The 17,515-nt window shown below is 52.4% G+C and carries 17 protein-coding genes; 2 read left to right on the top strand and 15 right to left on the bottom strand.

Annotated elements, in window-relative coordinates:
* Positions 1-204: 204 nt before the first annotated feature.
* Positions 205-1,128 (top strand): hypothetical protein, encoded by a 924-nt coding sequence (locus tag GWK74_03240; GenBank protein ID QHU90518.1) that lies wholly within the window; start codon positions 205-207, stop codon positions 1,126-1,128.
* Positions 1,129-1,139: 11 nt separating this feature from the next.
* Here the strand turns inward: GWK74_03240 and GWK74_03245 are convergent, their stop codons facing one another.
* The 13 genes from GWK74_03245 to GWK74_03305 are packed head-to-tail and all read right to left on the bottom strand — an operon-like array spanning position 1,140 to position 14,503.
* Positions 1,140-2,303, bottom strand: coding sequence for a tRNA 2-thiouridine(34) synthase MnmA (locus GWK74_03245; GenBank protein ID QHU90850.1), 1,164 nt, complete (start codon positions 2,301-2,303; stop codon positions 1,140-1,142).
* A complete protein-coding gene (locus GWK74_03250; GenBank protein ID QHU90519.1) occupies positions 2,303-2,899 on the bottom strand; it encodes a YdcF family protein in 597 nt (198 codons plus the stop codon). The genes GWK74_03245 and GWK74_03250 overlap by 1 nt, the downstream gene beginning before the upstream one ends.
* The gene (locus GWK74_03255; protein QHU90851.1) at positions 2,896-4,038 is read right to left on the bottom strand and encodes an aminotransferase class V-fold PLP-dependent enzyme; all 1,143 of its coding nucleotides are present in this window, start codon (positions 4,036-4,038) and stop codon (positions 2,896-2,898) included. The genes GWK74_03250 and GWK74_03255 overlap by 4 nt, the downstream gene beginning before the upstream one ends.
* Before the next feature lie 45 nt (positions 4,039-4,083).
* Positions 4,084-4,587 (bottom strand): hypothetical protein, encoded by a 504-nt coding sequence (locus GWK74_03260; GenBank protein ID QHU90520.1) that lies wholly within the window; start codon positions 4,585-4,587, stop codon positions 4,084-4,086.
* A 14-nt stretch (positions 4,588-4,601) separates the two neighbouring features.
* Positions 4,602-4,964 (bottom strand): hypothetical protein, encoded by a 363-nt coding sequence (locus GWK74_03265; protein QHU90521.1) that lies wholly within the window; start codon positions 4,962-4,964, stop codon positions 4,602-4,604.
* Between the two features lie 13 nt (positions 4,965-4,977).
* On the bottom strand, positions 4,978-5,787 hold the full coding sequence (locus GWK74_03270) for a preprotein translocase (protein ID QHU90522.1): 810 nt from the start codon (positions 5,785-5,787) through the stop codon (positions 4,978-4,980).
* A gap of 11 nt (positions 5,788-5,798) precedes the next feature.
* Positions 5,799-7,310, bottom strand: a complete 1,512-nt coding sequence (locus GWK74_03275) for a methionine--tRNA ligase (protein QHU90523.1) — start codon at positions 7,308-7,310, stop codon at positions 5,799-5,801.
* Positions 7,311-7,367: 57 nt separating this feature from the next.
* Complete coding sequence (locus tag GWK74_03280) at positions 7,368-8,108, bottom strand: hypothetical protein (GenBank protein ID QHU90524.1); 741 nt, start codon at positions 8,106-8,108, stop codon at positions 7,368-7,370.
* Positions 8,105-8,893: a ribosomal RNA small subunit methyltransferase A gene (gene rsmA, locus GWK74_03285; GenBank protein QHU90525.1), complete on the bottom strand. Its 789-nt coding sequence runs from the start codon at positions 8,891-8,893 to the stop codon at positions 8,105-8,107. Before rsmA ends, GWK74_03280 begins: the two co-directional genes overlap by 4 nt.
* A complete protein-coding gene (locus tag GWK74_03290; protein QHU90526.1) occupies positions 8,894-9,952 on the bottom strand; it encodes a DUF348 domain-containing protein in 1,059 nt (352 codons plus the stop codon).
* A 57-nt stretch (positions 9,953-10,009) separates the two neighbouring features.
* A complete protein-coding gene (locus GWK74_03295; protein ID QHU90527.1) occupies positions 10,010-11,233 on the bottom strand; it encodes a DUF348 domain-containing protein in 1,224 nt (407 codons plus the stop codon).
* A gap of 19 nt (positions 11,234-11,252) precedes the next feature.
* Positions 11,253-13,346, bottom strand: coding sequence for a UvrD-helicase domain-containing protein (locus tag GWK74_03300; GenBank protein ID QHU90852.1), 2,094 nt, complete (start codon positions 13,344-13,346; stop codon positions 11,253-11,255).
* Positions 13,347-13,351: 5 nt separating this feature from the next.
* Entirely contained in the window at positions 13,352-14,503 is a 1,152-nt protein-coding gene (locus tag GWK74_03305) for a hypothetical protein (GenBank protein ID QHU90528.1), read from the bottom strand.
* A 37-nt stretch (positions 14,504-14,540) separates the two neighbouring features.
* Between GWK74_03305 and GWK74_03310 the strand changes: the two genes are divergently transcribed.
* Positions 14,541-15,248: a hypothetical protein gene (locus tag GWK74_03310; GenBank protein QHU90529.1), complete on the top strand. Its 708-nt coding sequence runs from the start codon at positions 14,541-14,543 to the stop codon at positions 15,246-15,248.
* 247 nt (positions 15,249-15,495) lie between these two features.
* Here the strand turns inward: GWK74_03310 and GWK74_03315 are convergent, their stop codons facing one another.
* Both GWK74_03315 and pgk read right to left on the bottom strand, forming a co-directional pair.
* Positions 15,496-16,260 (bottom strand): triose-phosphate isomerase, encoded by a 765-nt coding sequence (locus GWK74_03315; GenBank protein ID QHU90853.1) that lies wholly within the window; start codon positions 16,258-16,260, stop codon positions 15,496-15,498.
* A gap of 16 nt (positions 16,261-16,276) precedes the next feature.
* Positions 16,277-17,512 (bottom strand): phosphoglycerate kinase, encoded by a 1,236-nt coding sequence (gene pgk, locus GWK74_03320; GenBank protein ID QHU90530.1) that lies wholly within the window; start codon positions 17,510-17,512, stop codon positions 16,277-16,279.
* Positions 17,513-17,515 lie beyond the last annotated feature (3 nt).

Below are 17,515 nucleotides of genomic sequence, written 5' to 3' on the forward strand. Positions count from 1 at the left end.
CTACGATTTTCGTGAGCGCATGAATCTATCACAGAAACTTCAAGTAATCGCTAATTAAACTTTTAGTATTGCTCGACGCGAAATGTATAATTTAATTGTAGATAACCTAATAGAAGCCGTAGCCGACAGAGCCGAGAAAGACAAACGCCAGCTTGAAGCGCCCGGTGTTGCGCGATGTCTTAGAAAAAGGATTAATTCTTGGAAATGAAACGACACGTCATTGACCTACATACCCATACTGTCCACTCTGACGGAGTGTTAACACCGATTGAACTAATTGATCGAGCACATGATAATGGCGTATCCGTACTGTCGATCGCCGACCACGATACGTTAGGTGCACATAAGGACGAATCAACATTTGAACAGGCTGAGAAACGTGACATTCGCCTCATCCCTGGAGTTGAAATTTCAGCCAGATATCGATCTGTCGGTATTCATGTTTTGGGACTTTTTATTGATCATGAGAATGACGCTCTACATAACGTCTTAAAGAGGCAGCATGATTTTAGAATTGAGTATATGAACCGCGTCGTTGATATGTTTGAAAAAGATGGCTGGGCGATTGCTTCAAAAGAAAGTTTACTTTCGTTAGGGTCAATTACCAAGGCCCATATCTCCCAAAGTATCGTTGAGCACGAGGAGAACGCTAGTCGTCTAAAAGAAGTGTTCGGTGAAATTCCCAGTCGCGGAAGATTTATCGAAGCAATGATGAATGAAGGCTGTAAGTACTTCGTAGAACGTGAAACATTATCACCAGAAGAAGCTATCCAAGCAATCCATGATGCACACGGCATTGCAATCTTCGCCCATCCTATCGCCAGTTTGTACGAAGATATGGATATAGCGACCCTCCGCAATGTGATTAGCAATACTAATTTCGACGCACTCGAAGCGTTTTATTACTACCATGACCAGTCCAGAGGCGGAGCGATGGTGACGGCAATTGATCAAATGACAGAACTTGCTCAAGAGTTTGGACTTGCTGTGAGCGCTGGCTCTGATTACCATGGACCAAATCCAGCTCATGGCCGTCAGACCGATGTAGGATTTAAGGGTATGCCAAGAAAACCGGGATTGAAATACCTTAAAGCTTTGGAAGAGATCTCTCTCAAATACGCTTCTTAGTAGCAGCTAGCTTAGCAAATAATCCCGCCACCTAAGCATTCCTCACCGTCATATATCACAGCCGACTGACCCGGGGCGACGGCGCGCTGCGGTTCAGACAGCTTGACTGTCACCTTCTCACTAGCATCGTTATTGATGCATGTGACCTCTGCCTTGATCAACGACGCTCGGTGTCGCACCCGAACCTGATAGGTGCCGTCTTTTAGCGGCTGATTGATCCAGTGAACGTCAGTCAGAGTCAATTCTTTCCGCCACAAGTTACCATCATCAATTGAGCGGGACACGTAAACTTCATTCTTGGCCATATCTTTGCCGACGACATAGTACGGCAAGCCGCCACCAACATTCAGGCCATGGCGCTGCCCCAAGGTATAAAATATCGCCCCGTCATGCCGGCCAACAACCGCGCCTGTTTGTTGGTCAATAATGTCGCCCGGGCTCGTCTCGACATATTCTGACAAAAACTCACGAATTCCCACTTGCCCAACAAAGCAAATCCCCATCGATTCCTTTTTGCTGGCCGTCCACAAACCCCGCTCTTTGGCCATCTCACGCACCTCAGCCTTGGTAAAATCACCCAGCGGAAACATGGTTTTTGCTAACGCCTCAGACGTCACGCGGTAGAGGAAATAGGTTTGGTCTTTATTGTCGTCGCGAGACCGGAATAACCGACCCTCGCTCAAGCAAGAATCCGCTCTTCGGGTGGCGCGAGGCGGGGCAGCACCCGAAAATGTTTTCAGCTTACCTGAAAAATTTTCAGGGGCGGACCGAGCGACAGGACCCGCAGCAGAAAAAGTGCGTGCATAATGCCCCGTCGCAATATACTCCGCACCCGCCGCCAGCGCCGCTTCCAAAAATAACTTAAACTTCACCTCTTGATTACACATCACATCAGGGTTTGGCGTGCGACCCGCCTGGTATTCGCGGATCATATAGTCAACGACGTTTTGCTTGTACTCTTTCTGGAAATCAAACACTTGAAAATCAATCCCCAGCCCCACCGCCACGCGCTTGGCATCAGCCACATCCTCGGCCCACGGACAATGCATACCCGGCAAATCTTCCGACCAGTTTTTCATATACACGCCAGTTACCTCGTGGCCTTGTTCAACCAATAGAGCTGCCGCTACCGACGAATCAACGCCGCCCGACATACCGACGAACACCCGAGCCATCAGCGCGACACTCCCAGCGCAAATAAACCGATCCGCAGCAATTCGCCGACCGCCAGCCACCAGCCCCACGGTGTCAGCCACCACCATGCACTCCAATGCTTATCCTGCGCCGCCGGATGCGCCCGCAGTTCAACGTTCGGCAGTTGTGCTGAAAACTCGGCCAGTGCCCGCCGCATGTGATAGCCGCTGGTGACCAGAATGACACGCTTGATACCACGCTGCGCTATGATGTTTGCCACTTCTTGGGCATTCTGCTTAGTGGTTTCTGAACGTTCATCCATCACCAAGGCCGCAGTTGGCACACCCGCCGCTTCGGCTTGTTTTCTCATGGCGGCGGCGTTAGACGGGCCGGATTTATCGGCTGCAGCACCGGATAAGATAATGGTCGGCGCCCAGCCAGCTTGATATAACTTGACTGCCTCAGCCGTGCGCGCTTCGGTGTCACCGCCACTAATAACGATGATCGCGCCCGCTTTTTGGCACTGCCCTGAGCCAGGGCGTGGACAATCTTTCAAGTCATCCGGCGATAGATAATGGCTCAGGCCGACAATGACTGCGACCGCAATTAATACCAAGCCGATTAACCGATGAATCATCGTGTTCGCTCCTGCTCCGTACGCACTGCAGTAATAATCTCGTCCGCCGCCCGCATAACTTGCGTCTCATCGTTCAGCCGCCCCAACGTCAGCCGCAGACTACCATCAATCGCCGCATCACTTAGCCCAATCGCCGCCAAAACATGTGATCGCGTCCCCGAATTAGCCGCACAGGCACTACCCGTCGCCGCCAGCACGCCGCGCGCTTCCAATAAAAACACCAATCGTTCGGCGTCAACACCAGGAAATGAAATATTGAGAAAATTAACTAGCGATTTTTTCTGATCAGAAGAAATAATCATGTCAGGGAAAGCCGCCATTAGTTTTTTTGCTAACGTATCACGCAGTCCTCGCAGCCGTTTTACTTCACCGCTGCGACGCTTGGCGGCTAGTTCCAGCGCCGTCGCAAAACCGACCACGCCAGCCACATTTTCCGTGCCGCTGCGCAGACCCGCCTCCTGCCCGCCGCCGACAATGTTCGGCTGTAGCTTGACGCCCGGCCGTATCCATAGCAAACCAACCTGTTTCGGCCCGTAAACTTTTGCCGCCGATAGCGTCAACAAATCAACACCCAGCCGTTTAATTTTCACATCCATCAGCGCTGCGGTCTGCGAGGCGTCGGTATGAAATATAAGTGGCGTTGATTCGCCATTTTCTTGGCGCCTGACGCGCTCGAGCCTCACAACTTCCGCGATCTCTTCAACGGGCTGGATATACCCCAGCTCATGATTCGCCAGCGCGATGCTCATAAAACTAACGTCTGGCGTTAACAGTTTTTTGACAGCCTGCGGATCGATGCGTCCATTGTTCATCGGCGGGATAAGCCGAACGTCCGAGCGCGCTTTTGCAGAATTGATAACTGAACTATGTTCAATGGCCGAGATCAAACTCACACCACCCGCCGCGGTAAACGCCAGATTGATTGACTCCGTAGCACCAGCCGTCATCACTAATTCATCCGCAGCCACACCCAGCACCCGCGCGATGCGCGATTTTGCCTCACGGTAGTCACGCTTGACGGCGACCGCCGGTGCATATGGACTGGACGGATTAAAGAACTTCTCCGAAAAATACGGCTGCATTGCCTCAACCACCAACGGATCCATCGGCGTAGCAGCAGCGTGATCAAGATATATCATAGAGGATTCCACACATACTATTATACCAAGCAGCCCAGATGGCGACTACACCAACTGTCCAGTTTTCGGATCGCGATTATATAACTGACGCGCTACCCGTTCATGATATTCATTGACTGCCAGCACAAAGTTTTGTAGCTCCTGGCCTTCGAGATAGTTATACTGATAGTTAGGCTGGATTTTCAAGATACCCTTCGGCTGCACCTCATAGCGCGTCGTCAGCTCATGACGCTTGCCGTCCTTGCCCATCACTTCTTCGTGCCAAATCCACGTCGTTTTATCGAGGTTAAAGAACGTCCGCCGGACGACGCGGTCGGGCTTGTCACCGAAAATCGTTGCGCCAATTTCACTCTCCAGTTGAATTAGTTCGCGCTCAGTTAATTTCTTCAGTGGCCGATCTTTACGGGTAAGTCGCAGCAGCGAGCGTGTCGATTTCGGGACCTTTGGCGCTGAGGCAGTGTGGGCCGGCTTCGCTGGCTTAGATGAGCGCGAAAGGCGTGTGTTATCCGCCAAGACGAGACCAAGGGCTTTTTTGAGAATCGTTGGCATGAAGCACCTCCTTTCTAGGCTGCTAAGGTATGATTATTTCTATGATTTTTTGGCATAGCGTCGGATGCATTGAATGTGCTTTCCGCGATTGTATTATAATCCGCTCGATATGTCTCGATGCGCCCACCAATTGCTTCAACAGTTCGCAAACATTCTTCAACTAATTCTTCTAGCTTGCGCCGTTCCGCTAGTGATATCATTACCGACTCGGCTGTACTATCAATCACCTCGGCACTACCACGCACCGCCGCTTCGGACAGACGCGGCGTTACTCGCTGCGATCGCTCTGGGTGTGCTTGCGTCGCCAAATCCAGCGCTTCGGCCCGCGCCTTTTGAATCGACATCATTTCTGTGATTGGTCTTGGCTGCTGATTCATTATCTCTCCACTGTTACAAGCCAAAAAGTGTTACCGTGTTATCGGTCGCTACTTTTTCGAGGTCGTGAAGCACTAGCTTGCGCTCCGCTGCCCAATACTGTGCCACCAACTCCACATATTCTGGCTTATTCAGCTTACCACGAAATGGCTTTGGTGTCAAGAACGGCGCATCGGTTTCTAATAGTAATCGCTCCAGCGGGATGGAGGCGAACAATTCTCGCTGCGTTTGGTCTTTAGTGAACGTGCTGATGCCATTCAAACCAACGTAGAGTCCGCGGGCAAATCCCTTCTCTAAATTGGCGCATGTATCGGTAAAACTATGTAGTACGCCGCGCAGCCCATGAAAATTATCAAAAATTGGCCAAAAATCATCCCACGCTGACGGCTGGTCAGGTGCGCCATCACGAACATGAAAACTAACCGGCAGGCTATAATCCACAGCCAACTGCAGCTGCGCCTCCAGTGCCTGAATTTGCACGTCGCGCGGGCTGTGATTGTAATAATAATCAAGTCCAATCTCGCCAATCGCTACAATTGGTGAATCCTCTGCTCTGGCTTTCAGTAGTCGCTCCACCTCATTCCAGCCATCTTTGCTGTCGTGCGGATGAACGCCAACTGCCGCCCAAGTATAGTCGCGACTCGCGGCAAACTCTACTGCTTGTCGGCTGCTGCGCTCGTCAGTACCAACACAAATCATGCCGATACCCGCCGCGATTGTTTGCTGATATAGTTCCTCGCGATTGTCCGCGAAAAACTCGGTATCATGCAAATGACAGTGCGAATCAATCAAGCGTAAGTCTGCCGCTATACTATTCTCCGCCATCAGAATCATTATTATTTGCCCTGGTTTTTTACTTTTGGCGCGCGCGGATCGGGCGTATGTAGATATTTGCGCGGGAATAATGGTGTCAGCTCTGACGGCACGACACCACTGGCAAACATGTCGTGAATTTTCTCAGCGGTTTGCGGCATAAATGGACGAAGCATATCAGAGACCTGCAGTAATGTTCCGCAAGCATGCGCCAAAATCTCGCCCAAATGTGCTTCCGCCTCTGGATCCTTGGCGCGCTTTTTGGCAACTTGCCATGGTTGCACGCGCTCAATATATTGATTCAATGAACGGATAATCTGCCAAATTTCATCAATTGCTAGATTAAAGTTCAAAGACTCCATATCGGCACGGTACGGCCCCATATCGTGTTCAGACTGCGGCGCATCGCCAATAACGCCGGCTTGATAACTCTGCACCATCTTTGCCACCCGCTGCACCAAATTACCGAGGTCATTGCCCAGCTCGCCGTTGTAGGCCGCTTCAAATTTCTCCCAGGTAAAGTCACCGTCATCTTGCGTCGGCACATGACGCAGGAAATAATAGCGAAAGGCCTCAACGCCGTAGTGCGGGATGATGTCAGCTGGACCAATGCCATTACCGAGACTCTTGCTCATTTTAGTGCCGCCAACGTTGATAAATCCGTGTACCAACAGCACCTTTGGCAGTGGCAAGTCCAGCGCCATCAACATCGCCGGCCAAATCCCGGCATGAAAACGAAGGATATCCTTGCCGATCACCTGTACATCTGCCGGCCAAAACGCCTGCCATTCCTCAGCTCGATCAGGATAACCAATAACCGTAATATAATTGCTCAGCGCATCCAGCCAGACATACATCACCTGCGTGTCATCGCCTGGTACTGGCACACCCCAGCTGAGGTTCTTGCGCGGACGCGAAACCGACACATCTTTCAGTCCATCTTTTATCAGCTCCAAAAACTCTTTTTTACGGAATTCAGGCACAATTTTCATCTTGTTTGATTCAATCGCCTGGCGAATATGATCTGAAAAGGCACTGGTTTTGAAATAATAATTTTCCTCACGCAGCCGTTGATATGGCGCCTGGTGGTCAGGACAAATGCCATTATTTTCAGCCGCCTCCTTGTCAGTGACGAATGCCTCACAACCTTGGCAGTACCAGCCCTCATAAGTGCCTTTATAGATATAGCCAGCCGCAGCCAGCTTCTGCCAAATATACTGCACTGCGCTAACGTGATGCGGGTCAGTTGTGCGGATAAAATCGGTCGCCGAAATATTCAACTCAGCGATCATGTTCTGGAAATTGCCGTGCATTTGATCGACGTAAGCTTGCGGCGTCTGGTTTTGGCTGGCAGCCTTGGCAGCAATCTTATTGCCATGCTCATCCACACCCGTCTGAAAACGCACCTCGCGACCGTTTTGCCGCTGATACCGCGTCCAGACATCTGCCAACATATAGTCCATGGCGTGCCCAATGTGCGGCAAACCGTTGACATAAGGAATAGCAGTAGTAATGTAGGCGTGTTGTTTAGTCATGATACTCATTGTATCATTATCTGGAACAATTTTCACCGATATGCGTTCGCCGAGGGCTCACCCGCGCATCATTGCTACTACTGCAATTCGCCCCGCCGTATCACCCGATGAGTGCGAAAAATAATTTGGATTGTCCGCTGTATCAATTGGCGAAATGACAATATTATTAGCCGGAACGCCTGCCTGGACGGCCAACGAACGATTGAATCCTTGCATGTCCAGATAAATTCCGTCAGCCGTTTGACGGCAGAAATTTTGCCAATTCGTATCATTTGTATGATTAAAATAATCCATACGGTAATTTTTCTGGGTGATACTTGGCGACATCCAAATTTGCAAATCTTTTGCCTGACTACCACGCTCGGCAAAATACTGGACTGCCCTTGTCATCAACTGTGCGACCGTTGAATGCCTACCCAAATGCGCCAGCATAAGCGCCCGGCGTTTTGGATCATAGATGACGGTGGCGATACAGTCCGCCACTGGCAGGAACAATCCTACACCAGCCATTTCGGTATATAGCGCGTCAGCAAAAATCCCCTCGTTGTTGCACTTAACTGTGTCAGTTTCAGTAACTTCGGCGATATTATCAAACGTTTGTCCTTGGTCGTATGAAATCACGTGATAGACAACGTCGTCATACTTAACACCAATATGATCGCAAAACCGCCGCCGATTTTCCAGCACCTCAGCTACGTGGCGACCGCGAATACGGTTGAGCATGGTGCCGTCGTCTTTCGATGAAACCGCAATGAGCAGATTAGAGGGAAAACACGTCGGCTGATCTGCTGTAATCATTGCGTCCGCCACTCACTCAGTAGCCGCCGCCAATCGTCAATCGCCAAATCTTCGGCACGGACACCAGGTGAAATACTAGCCGTTTTCAGCAACTGTTCGGCGGTGTCTTTACTAACACCCAGCCCACCGCTCAGACTGGAACGTAGCTTCTTACGCTTGGCCGAAAAACCGGCTTTGACGATGCGGAAAAAATCTTTTTGGTCTTCAGAATCGACTAGTGGTTCGGTGCGGGTTCTCAATATCACCACCTGTGAATCAACTTTTGGCGGCGGCGTGAAAAATTGCCGCGGCACTTCAATGTCGAGTTCTGCCTCGGCAAAAATCTGGGCACTCACTGCCAAAATACTCATCTCACCAGGCTCCGCCGCGATGCGCTGGGCGACTTCTTTCTGTACCAACAGTACCGCCAAACTTGGTTTATTCTTCGCCGTCATCAGCTTCTCAACAATTTTGCTAGTGATGTAGTACGGTACGTTGGCGACCACTTTGTAGCCAGCCGGCAACTGATTCAAATCAAATTGCAAAATATCTTCGTTAATCACGTCCAGGTTTTTACCAGGAAACTGCCCCGGTAACTTACGTGCCAAATCTACGTCAAATTCTACCGCCACCACGTGCTGAGCTCGCGCCAATAACCGACTGGTCAAGGTACCAAGTCCTGGCCCAATTTCCAAAACTACATCATCTTTACTCAGCTCCGCCGCCTCAGCAATCTCCACCAAGATTTCTGGGTCGCGCAGCCAATGCTGGCCTAATTCTTTTTTCGGCCCATGCGCAGACGCCATCTAACGGCCATCTCCATTCGTCCAGTCAGTCGCTAGGTCAAACCCATGCGGATGCCGAGCCGCAAAACCGCCGGTATCATACACCTTGCCAGGACCCATGCTGGTTTCTACTACTGAGCAGCGCGGATAATTACCGTAATTTGCCGCCACCAAAATATAACCATCTTTATCCACCTTGGCACCATCCGCCCGCACCGTGTAGCCACCGCCGCCGCAGGCGTTAGCAACAATATTCATCGGTAAATCATAATAGGTTTCGCGGTGCGCCACACCCTTGGAGTCGGTAAATATCTGCGCGCCCTTGCCTTTAGTCAATGGATTTTTCGGCTTAGTGCCGACTACTTCGATCTGCTTTTTAGGCTGTTTGCTGATACTGCTACTTATTTCCTTACGGCTGATCTCAACACCGCGCTCGGCCTGGGCCTGGTAAGTCACGGTACGAATACCCTTTTCGCCCAGCTGCTTAATTTCCTTGAAACCAATCGGCTGATTCGCATCCTTGATCTGCTCCACTGGGAAGTCAATGTCAACCTCCTCGGTCACGGTTCGCAGTGGCGCACGGGTAATGTTCATCAGCACGTTTGTCCCATCCAGCAGCATATTATCGCTCGTCATAAATTCAACCCTATCCTCGACATACAGCGTGATCCCCGCCGCTTTGGCGATTCGCTGCGGCGTCTGCTCCGCTGTGGTAATATGTGAACGCCGCGAACCATCAATGACCGTTACCGGCCGAGCCCGAAAAATTGTCACCGTAAATGTTGTTCCTGTCAGCTCCATATCAATGTCTGGCTTAACAACGTCACGCCGCTCATCAACTGTTACCCGCGCCAACTGTAATGCCTGGCGTACGGTGCGTGCTCGGGTCATGATCGTCTGCTCGCGGCCGCGGTCACGAATCGTTACCAGCCGCTCCGCTGACGACTGGGCATGATTATCTTGTGCTTGGACAGGCTGAGATAGCAGTAGGCCAACCGCACCAGCCACGAAAGCCATGAAGCAGCCCAGCAGAATAACCGGCCGCCAGCCTTTCTCTATGTGCCATTTCCACCAGTTCATCATTCTGCTCTAGTACCTAATTAACGGACGTATTATACCACATTTATCTAATAATTACTAGTACCACCCTCTGGCCTTGCTGTGCGCCACCGCTTTTTCCCACGAGCCATATCGTCTCATCACGTAGCCATGCATCCAATTCAGCGAATCGACTGGGTTAAGCGGATTTCCTGGCACTTTACTACACGGCAACGCCTGTGCGAGACCACAGGCGCCACTCCGGCTGCGAGCATTTGGATTCCAGCCGCTTTCTTTCTGCACCAGCCACTCCGCATAGCCCCATTGATCACGCGGGACGTTTGACGAAGATAACCACTGATCTTTATTGCCGCCACCAGTATATGGCATAGCGGCATTCTTTGTGCCGATAATTTCAATTTGTTTTTTAGGCTGTTTTGTTATTTGACTAGCGAGTTCCCGACGGCTCAGCTCTTTACCATTTTGCACATCAATCTCATAAGTCACCGTCCGCCGGCCCTTTTCGCCCGCCTCTTTCACCTCCTTGTGACCCATCTCGCGATTGGCATCCCGCACCGTCTCAACCGGAAAAGCGACATCTTCATCAGTGGTAATTGTCTGCTTACCGTTACGCCAAACATCCAGCCGCATACCACTGGTAATTGGCGCCTCGAGCGGCATTGATACGGTATCGTTACTGGCCAGCTGGACACGCTTTTCCTTGAGTAGCGCGCCGACGGTTTTCGCGTGGGTGCGTACTTCAGCCAGTGACCCGTAGAGATTGAGCTGTAGCGGCGTCGCCCGCTTGATGGTCAAGACTGCATTCGTGCCGCTAGCGACCACGTTTTCGGCGGCATGAATATCGACAAGATCCTCGCTATAGAGTTTAATCCCCGCCGCTTTGGCAATCGCCGCCGGGGTTTGCTTGGCCGTGGTTATCCGAATACGCGCCCGGCCATCGACTACCGTTACCGGCCGAGCCCGAAAGATATTAACGTTATATGAGCTAGCAACCAACTGCTCGTTAAGTGCTGGCTCTACCACATCTCTTCTCTCGTCGACGTCAATCCGCGCCGCCTTCAACGCCTCGCGCACCGTTTTTGCCCGAGTGATAATTGTTTTCTCGACTCCCTTATCATAGACACTCATCAGACGCTGGCCGTCGCTCCGTGATGGACGCTCGGTACCCTGCGCTAGTGCAGCATCCGCCAGCTGGATCAATGTCACTCCAAGCACCAGCAAACCGATCAATAGAAAAATCTTCTTTGAATGGTAGCGAATAGATAAACTCTTTTCCATAATCTCGCTCGTGGGCAGTACCACAAAACTGTTATGTATTATATCAAATTTTCTCTAATCTGGCGAATTCTACATTAAGCTTTTTCGTATTACCATCAGCAAATTGCACCGTCACCGCCATCCCGTCAACATCCACCACCTCACCCGCACCAAATTGTGGGCTTCGCACCCGCTCACCAACCTCTATCCCTATATCATCAGCATAAAATACTTCATCAGCTGGCGGCGCGGCAGGTGCATCCAGACCGCCGTTCATCAGCCCCATCTCATCGAGAAATCGCGACGGTAGATTATAGCCGATCTGACCGAACTGCGTCCGCGAACTAGCACAAGTCACAAACAGCGCCTCTCGGGCCCGCGTAATCCCTACATAACAGAGGCGGCGCTCCTCCTCAACATCATCCGCTTTACCGCTGTCAAATACCCGTGCGTGCGGCAAGATTCCCTCCTCCAAGCCAGTCATAAACACCACCGGAAACTCCAGACCCTTCGCAGCGTGTAGCGTCATCAAGGTGACCTGCTGATCCGCTTGGCCATCGCTTGATGACATCAGTGCCATGTCTTCAAGGAATGTCGATACATCAGCGTAGGCGCGCGCCTCAGCTACCAAAACACCGAGGTTCTCCAGCCGCTCTTCGGCCTGCACACTGCCATCATTTACCGCCTCGCCGTAGCCAGTCTGCTCAATAATTTGTTCGATAACCTCGGCCGGTGCGTCGTTCAGTAATTGTTGTAATTTTTGCAGCAATTGACCAAATGCCCAGAGCGACTGCTTAGCACGGGCGCTCAACCCTATAGCTTCGTCAACCGCCACCAGCCCCTCAATAATATTCCGACCCGATTGATCGGCCCAGTCGAGAAATTTCGCCACGCTCACCGCGCCGATGCCACGCTTTGGCAGATTGACGATCCGTGCGAAACTAACGCGGTCACTGGGTTGATATAATAATCTGAGATAAGCCAGCACATCCTTGACGACTGCTCGATCTAGAAACCGTAGACCGCCCACAATTTTGTAGGGAATGTGCCGTTGACGCAGTGCGCGCTCTATGGCGTAGCTCTGGGCATTGGTGCGATACAGTACTGCTATGTCGCTATAGACTCGGCCCATCCTGGCCTGGCGATGAATTTCGTCAGCCACTGCTTGTGCCTCCTCAGCCTCGCTGTACAGTTGCCACAATTGCGGTGTCATCCCGCCAACCGCTTCTGTCCACAGGTTCTTGTCGGTGCGCTGGGTGTTGTGTTGGATTAAGTTATTTGCCACCGTTAAAATCGCGCCCGTTGAACGGTAATTTTGTTCTAGTTTAATCACTGCCGCACCCGGAAAGTCACGCTCAAAATGAAGAATATTGGTATAATCTGCGCCGCGAAAACTATAAATTGACTGGGCATCGTCGCCGACCACACAGAGGTTACGCTCTGGACCGACCAGCAACTTGATCAACGCATACTGCACCGCATTAGTATCCTGATACTCGTCGATGAGAATGTGGCAAAACTGCTGCTGCCATTTGTGGCGAATGTCAGGCGAATGGCGCAGTAGCTCCACCGCCTTAAGCAATAAATCATCAAAATCGAGCGCCCCGGCCCGGTGCATAGCGGCCTCGTAGGCGATAAATAACTCGGCAATTTGCTGCTTAGCGGGGCCGACCGCCTGCATCATATACTCATCGGGGGAAAGCATGTCATTTTTTGCCGCAGAAATAGCCGCAGCGATGCGGCGCGGCTTGATATCGCGATCAGTCAGCCCGCGCGATTTCATCAACTGTTTGATGAGACCCAGCCGATCATCTTCATCATAAATAATAAAATTACGACCGAGGCCAATTGACATTCCGTCTATCCTCAGTAGCCGCACACACATACTATGAAATGTCCCCATCCACGGCATGAAGCGTCGATCCGAGGCGTCTTCGCCCAGCATATCAGCCAAGCGCTGACGCATCTCTCGAGCAGCCTTGTTGGTGAAGGTCACCGCTAAGATGCGGCTGGGAAAAATCCCTCGCTGGCTAATCAGATAGGCGATGCGATGCGTTAAGGTTTTTGTCTTACCACTCCCCGCTCCCGCTAAAATAAGCAGCGGCCCGCCATCATGCTGGACGGCTCGCCGCTGTTCGGGGTTGAGTTCAGATAGGATGTCCATTACTTATAGTATAGCAGGAAAAAGTACGCCGCTGCACCGCCGCCAACGCCGATAAGGGCAAAAAGAATGATCAATAGAATCGTCCCGATGCCGGATTTTTTCTTATCAGGCTGGAGCGCCTCCCCGGTGGCTGGCTGGCTGGCTGCCGCATCAAACATCGGCTCTGGATCTGGTGCGATCTCGTCACCAGCGGTGTATTGCTGAGGAATATCGCCCGGAGTGTGCGGTCGACGTGGCGTCTCATCATCAGCTATCTCAGCGTCACTCTCGTCCATCGACTCGATCGCCATGAGTTCACTGTCTAGTTCTGATGTATCAGCGACGGACTGCTTGGACGAAACGTCTACCGAGGAAGCATCTGCGTCGAGCTGCTCCCCGACCTCGCCGGCCTCAATTTCATCAATAGTTGCTTCGAGGCTCGTACGATCAGCGGTGATGTCAGTATCAGCCACCTCATCATAGTGTTCTGCTACTTCGTCTCCGGCTTCCGCATCCGTCACCAGATGATCATCATCAGCCATCAGCTCATCCATGGTTAGCCCTTCACTATCAGCTGCCTTAGCCGGAGCGTCCTCTGCCAGTAAGCCTTCCTCGATAAAGGCACTGTCAGTACTGGCCTCAGCCTCACTGGCCATCGATTCATAATCAGGTACGTCCTTGGTATTGAGCGACACATTGTCTGACGTCAGACCTTCGGCCACATGCGATGGATCGGGCTGCAGAACGAGGCGTGGTGGTCGACGCTTAATCTCGCGATCAGCTGCCGATGAGCGAGCAGTGTTATCATCCGCCATCATGTCACTTGACGCGTCCTCAGCATGTTCAGTCATGTTAACGCCCCGCTGGCCGTCATTACCAGTCCGACCGGAGAGATACGAGCCAGTCGGCTGCAGCGTCACGCCAGTGCGCGGCTGATGAATACCGTGTCCACGCATGACAGACGACGGATGCACAACGTCCATAAAGCGACCAGACGGTCGACGCGAAATAGCTGGTGATGGAGCAACGGCCGGCTCGTCATCATGTTTTGTATCTGAAGAATCATCAGTTGGTTTCGCTGCTGACGTATCGGTCACTTTATCCTGCGGTGCGTCTGAGGCAGCCTGGTCATCCGCCTTTTTAGCTGGTGTTTTGATATCTGGAAATACCACGGCTGGTTTAGTCTCTGAGGCGGCGTGCGGAAATCCATTGGCTTCCGTCGACGGTGAAGCCGTCTCCCTGGTGGATGATTCTTGTAGTGAGGTCGGCGGCTCGCCCTGTGACTCACTGTGTGGCTCGTCATCACTAGACTCCGGGGTTGTTGACCGGGTCGGCGGTTCTGGTATCGAAGTAGGCGACGGCGGGACAGGCGACGAGGTTGTCTTGAACGACGGTATCGGCTCGAGCGTCAGCTTCGAGACAGGCTTTGGCGCTGGCTTTGTAACAGAAATCGGGACAGCAGTCGGCGCCGGTGTTGCTGCAGCCGCTGGCGGCGCACTTGGAGTGTTTGATGAGGCTGATGATTGTGTTGTCTTGGCCGGGGCTGGTGGCTTGCTCGTATCGGTACTTGTTGACTCGGATGCGGGTACGGTTGCCATGGCTGAAGTTGGAGATGCAGGCGCAGACACGGGCGTCGACAGCGGTGCTGGCGTCGCTGTCGGTGCAGTGGTCGGCAACGGAGGCGTTAGCGGCTTGATGGTCAATGGCGGAATCGGCGTTGATGGCGTGGTGGCAGGCGACGGTGGGGCTGACGGAGCAGGGGCTGCTGGTGCTACCGACGAAGACGGTGACGTAAGTGGCGACGGCGGCGTTGATGTTGGTTCAGACTTCTCAATCGGCTGCGGTGCGGTAGCCACTGGCGCGCTCGGTGGCGTTGATAATGACACCGCAGGTTGCGGCGCAACTGGCTTGGGTTGAGGGCTTAGCGGCGCGACCGGAGGTGTCGCTGGTTCAGGCTGAGAAGCGGGGGTGCTAGATTGAACAGATTCAGGCGACGACGCCTTCACCGTATTTTCAGCAGTACTAGCCGCGGGTGCCGTCGACGTCGCCACGTCCGTATCAACACCGGCCGCCTGCTGAGCCGCTTCTTTCTCTGCCCGTTTCTGCATCAGTGACGTCACCGCCCGATCAAGTTCGTCAAAATCAATGTCTGACATAAGCCCCCCTATTCTTTATGCGCCTTCTTTACTATCTCCGTAAATTGATATGCGTCCAGACTCGCTCCACCGATCAGCAGTCCATCAAGTCCCGCCACTGCGAGATAATCACTAGCATTATCAACCGAGACACTGCCGCCATACACCACGCGTACCGCCTCGGCTGCTTCCTTGCCAAATAAATGCGTGATTTGCTGGCGAATCACCTTGAGCACCTTGGCAAGGTCACTCGGCTGCGCATACTCGCCGCTACCGATTGCCCATACTGGCTCGTAGGCGATCACCACATGGTCTATCTCCTCGGCTGTGATATTTGCCAGGCCATTTACAATCTGATCCTGGAGCACCTCGCGCGTTTCGCCTAGCGTCCGCTCGTGTGCCGTTTCACCAATGCAGAGAATCGGCTGAAGTCGATTACGCAGTGCTGCCTGTACCTTGAAACGAATATCCTTGTCGCTCTCCATAAATATATGTCGCCGCTCGGAGTGACCAATGATGACATAGTCAACCATACCATGTAGATGCGACGCCGGCACCTCGCCGGTGTATGGACCGTGGTCGCGCCAGTAACAATTCTGGGCGGCGAGCTTGACGATCCGACGCTTGATTTGCAAGCTCAAACTCTGCAAGGTCAACATTGTTGGCGCCACCACCACCTCGACGTCACGACGCACCGGCAGCTGCTCCATGAGCTTATGTAAATACAAACTGGCCTCATGCATAGTGAGGTTCATCTTCCAGTTACCGATGATGAGTGTTTTTCGCGTCATAATGCTTATGTTTAGTGTATCATTTTAGTCCGTGTGCGTCTAGTAAACTTTCCACACCTGGTAATTTTTTGCCGCTCATCAGCTCGAGGCTCGCTCCGCCACCAGTAGAAATATGCGAAAATTGCCTGCCGTCATGTCCATCCCACCCAAGGACAAATTCCGCCGTATCGCCACCGCCAATAATTGAGGTAACGCCATGATTTTGTACGATGGCTTCGGCAATCCGGGCCGACCCCCGAGCAAACAACCGATTAGTCGAATACCCCAGCGGCCCATTCCAGATGACTGTTTTGGCCGAGGCAATCACCGAGGCAAATTGCGCCATCGTCTCAGTGCCAATATCTAGCGCCATCTCATCGTCGCCGATCTCATTAACCAACACTTCATGGCGATCGCCTGATGCTTCTGGTGACAACGCCACCGCTACGTCGCTAGGTAGCCGCAAGAACTGATCGACCTGTTTATCACCAACCTTCCCGGCAGCACGGTGGTAGATGGCCGCGAGCACTTGCTCCTGATCCGGCTCAATCGTACTGTGACCCATCCTGTGGCCGCGGTAGGCGAGGAAGGTATTGGCCATCGCCCCACCAATCAAAATTGTGTCAGCTTTATCAATCAGCCGCTCAATCAGCGCAATCTTATCAGCAATTTTCACACCGCCAATAATCGCCACTAGTGGCCGCGCTGGACGCGACATCGCTGCGGTTAGCGCAGTATATTCGTGCACCAATAGGTCACCGGCTAGCCCCGGCACGTATAGTGTAATCGCGTGCGTACTGGCATGAGCTCGATGCACCACCGCAAAGCCATCCTGCACAAAGTAATCTGGTCGCACCGCCCTGGCAATTGCCCTGGCAAACACCATATCATCGCGCGACTCCTCGTTATAAAACCGCAGATTTTCGAGCATCAGTATATCACCAGCCGCCATATGCCGCACTGCTTGACGAAGCTTATCCCCAACACAACCATCAATAAACCGCACTGGCCGCCCAAGCAGCTCAGCCAGTCGACGCGCCACTGGACGCAGACTATATGCCGGATCAGCCCCCTTTGGTCGTCCGAGGTGACTCATCAGGACAATCTTGCAGCGTTGCTCTAGTAGGTAGCGCAGAGTCGATAAACTAGCGCGAATGCGTAAGTCACTGGCGATCCCACCGGTCGCGGTTAGGGGCACATTATAATCAACCCGCACCAGGACGGTCAGCCCGCGGAGATTAACGTCATGAATTGTTTGCTTGAAAAATGTGCCCACCCT

It is taken from the genome of Candidatus Saccharibacteria bacterium oral taxon 488 (genome assembly GCA_010202115.1).
Lineage (GTDB): Bacteria > Patescibacteriota > Saccharimonadia > Saccharimonadales > Saccharimonadaceae > Nanosynbacter.

Bases quoted from the DNA above. Each gene is read 5' to 3' on its own strand.
- GWK74_03250 (QHU90519.1), bottom strand. From the start codon at position 2,899: ATGATTCATCGGTTAATCGGCTTGGTATTAATTGCGGTCGCAGTCATT.
- GWK74_03255 (QHU90851.1), bottom strand. From the start codon at position 4,038: ATGATATATCTTGATCACGCTGCTGCTACGCCGATGGATCCGTTGGTG.
- GWK74_03290 (QHU90526.1), bottom strand. From the start codon at position 9,952: ATGAACTGGTGGAAATGGCACATAGAGAAAGGCTGGCGGCCGGTTATT.
- GWK74_03280 (QHU90524.1), bottom strand. From the start codon at position 8,108: ATGATTACAGCAGATCAGCCGACGTGTTTTCCCTCTAATCTGCTCATT.
- GWK74_03275 (QHU90523.1), bottom strand. From the start codon at position 7,310: ATGACTAAACAACACGCCTACATTACTACTGCTATTCCTTATGTCAAC.
- GWK74_03265 (QHU90521.1), bottom strand. From the start codon at position 4,964: ATGAATCAGCAGCCAAGACCAATCACAGAAATGATGTCGATTCAAAAG.
- GWK74_03270 (QHU90522.1), bottom strand. From the start codon at position 5,787: ATGGCGGAGAATAGTATAGCGGCAGACTTACGCTTGATTGATTCGCAC.
- GWK74_03245 (QHU90850.1), bottom strand. From the start codon at position 2,303: ATGGCTCGGGTGTTCGTCGGTATGTCGGGCGGCGTTGATTCGTCGGTA.
- GWK74_03240 (QHU90518.1), top strand. From the start codon at position 205: ATGAAACGACACGTCATTGACCTACATACCCATACTGTCCACTCTGAC.
- rsmA (QHU90525.1), bottom strand. From the start codon at position 8,893: ATGGCGTCTGCGCATGGGCCGAAAAAAGAATTAGGCCAGCATTGGCTG.
- GWK74_03260 (QHU90520.1), bottom strand. From the start codon at position 4,587: ATGCCAACGATTCTCAAAAAAGCCCTTGGTCTCGTCTTGGCGGATAAC.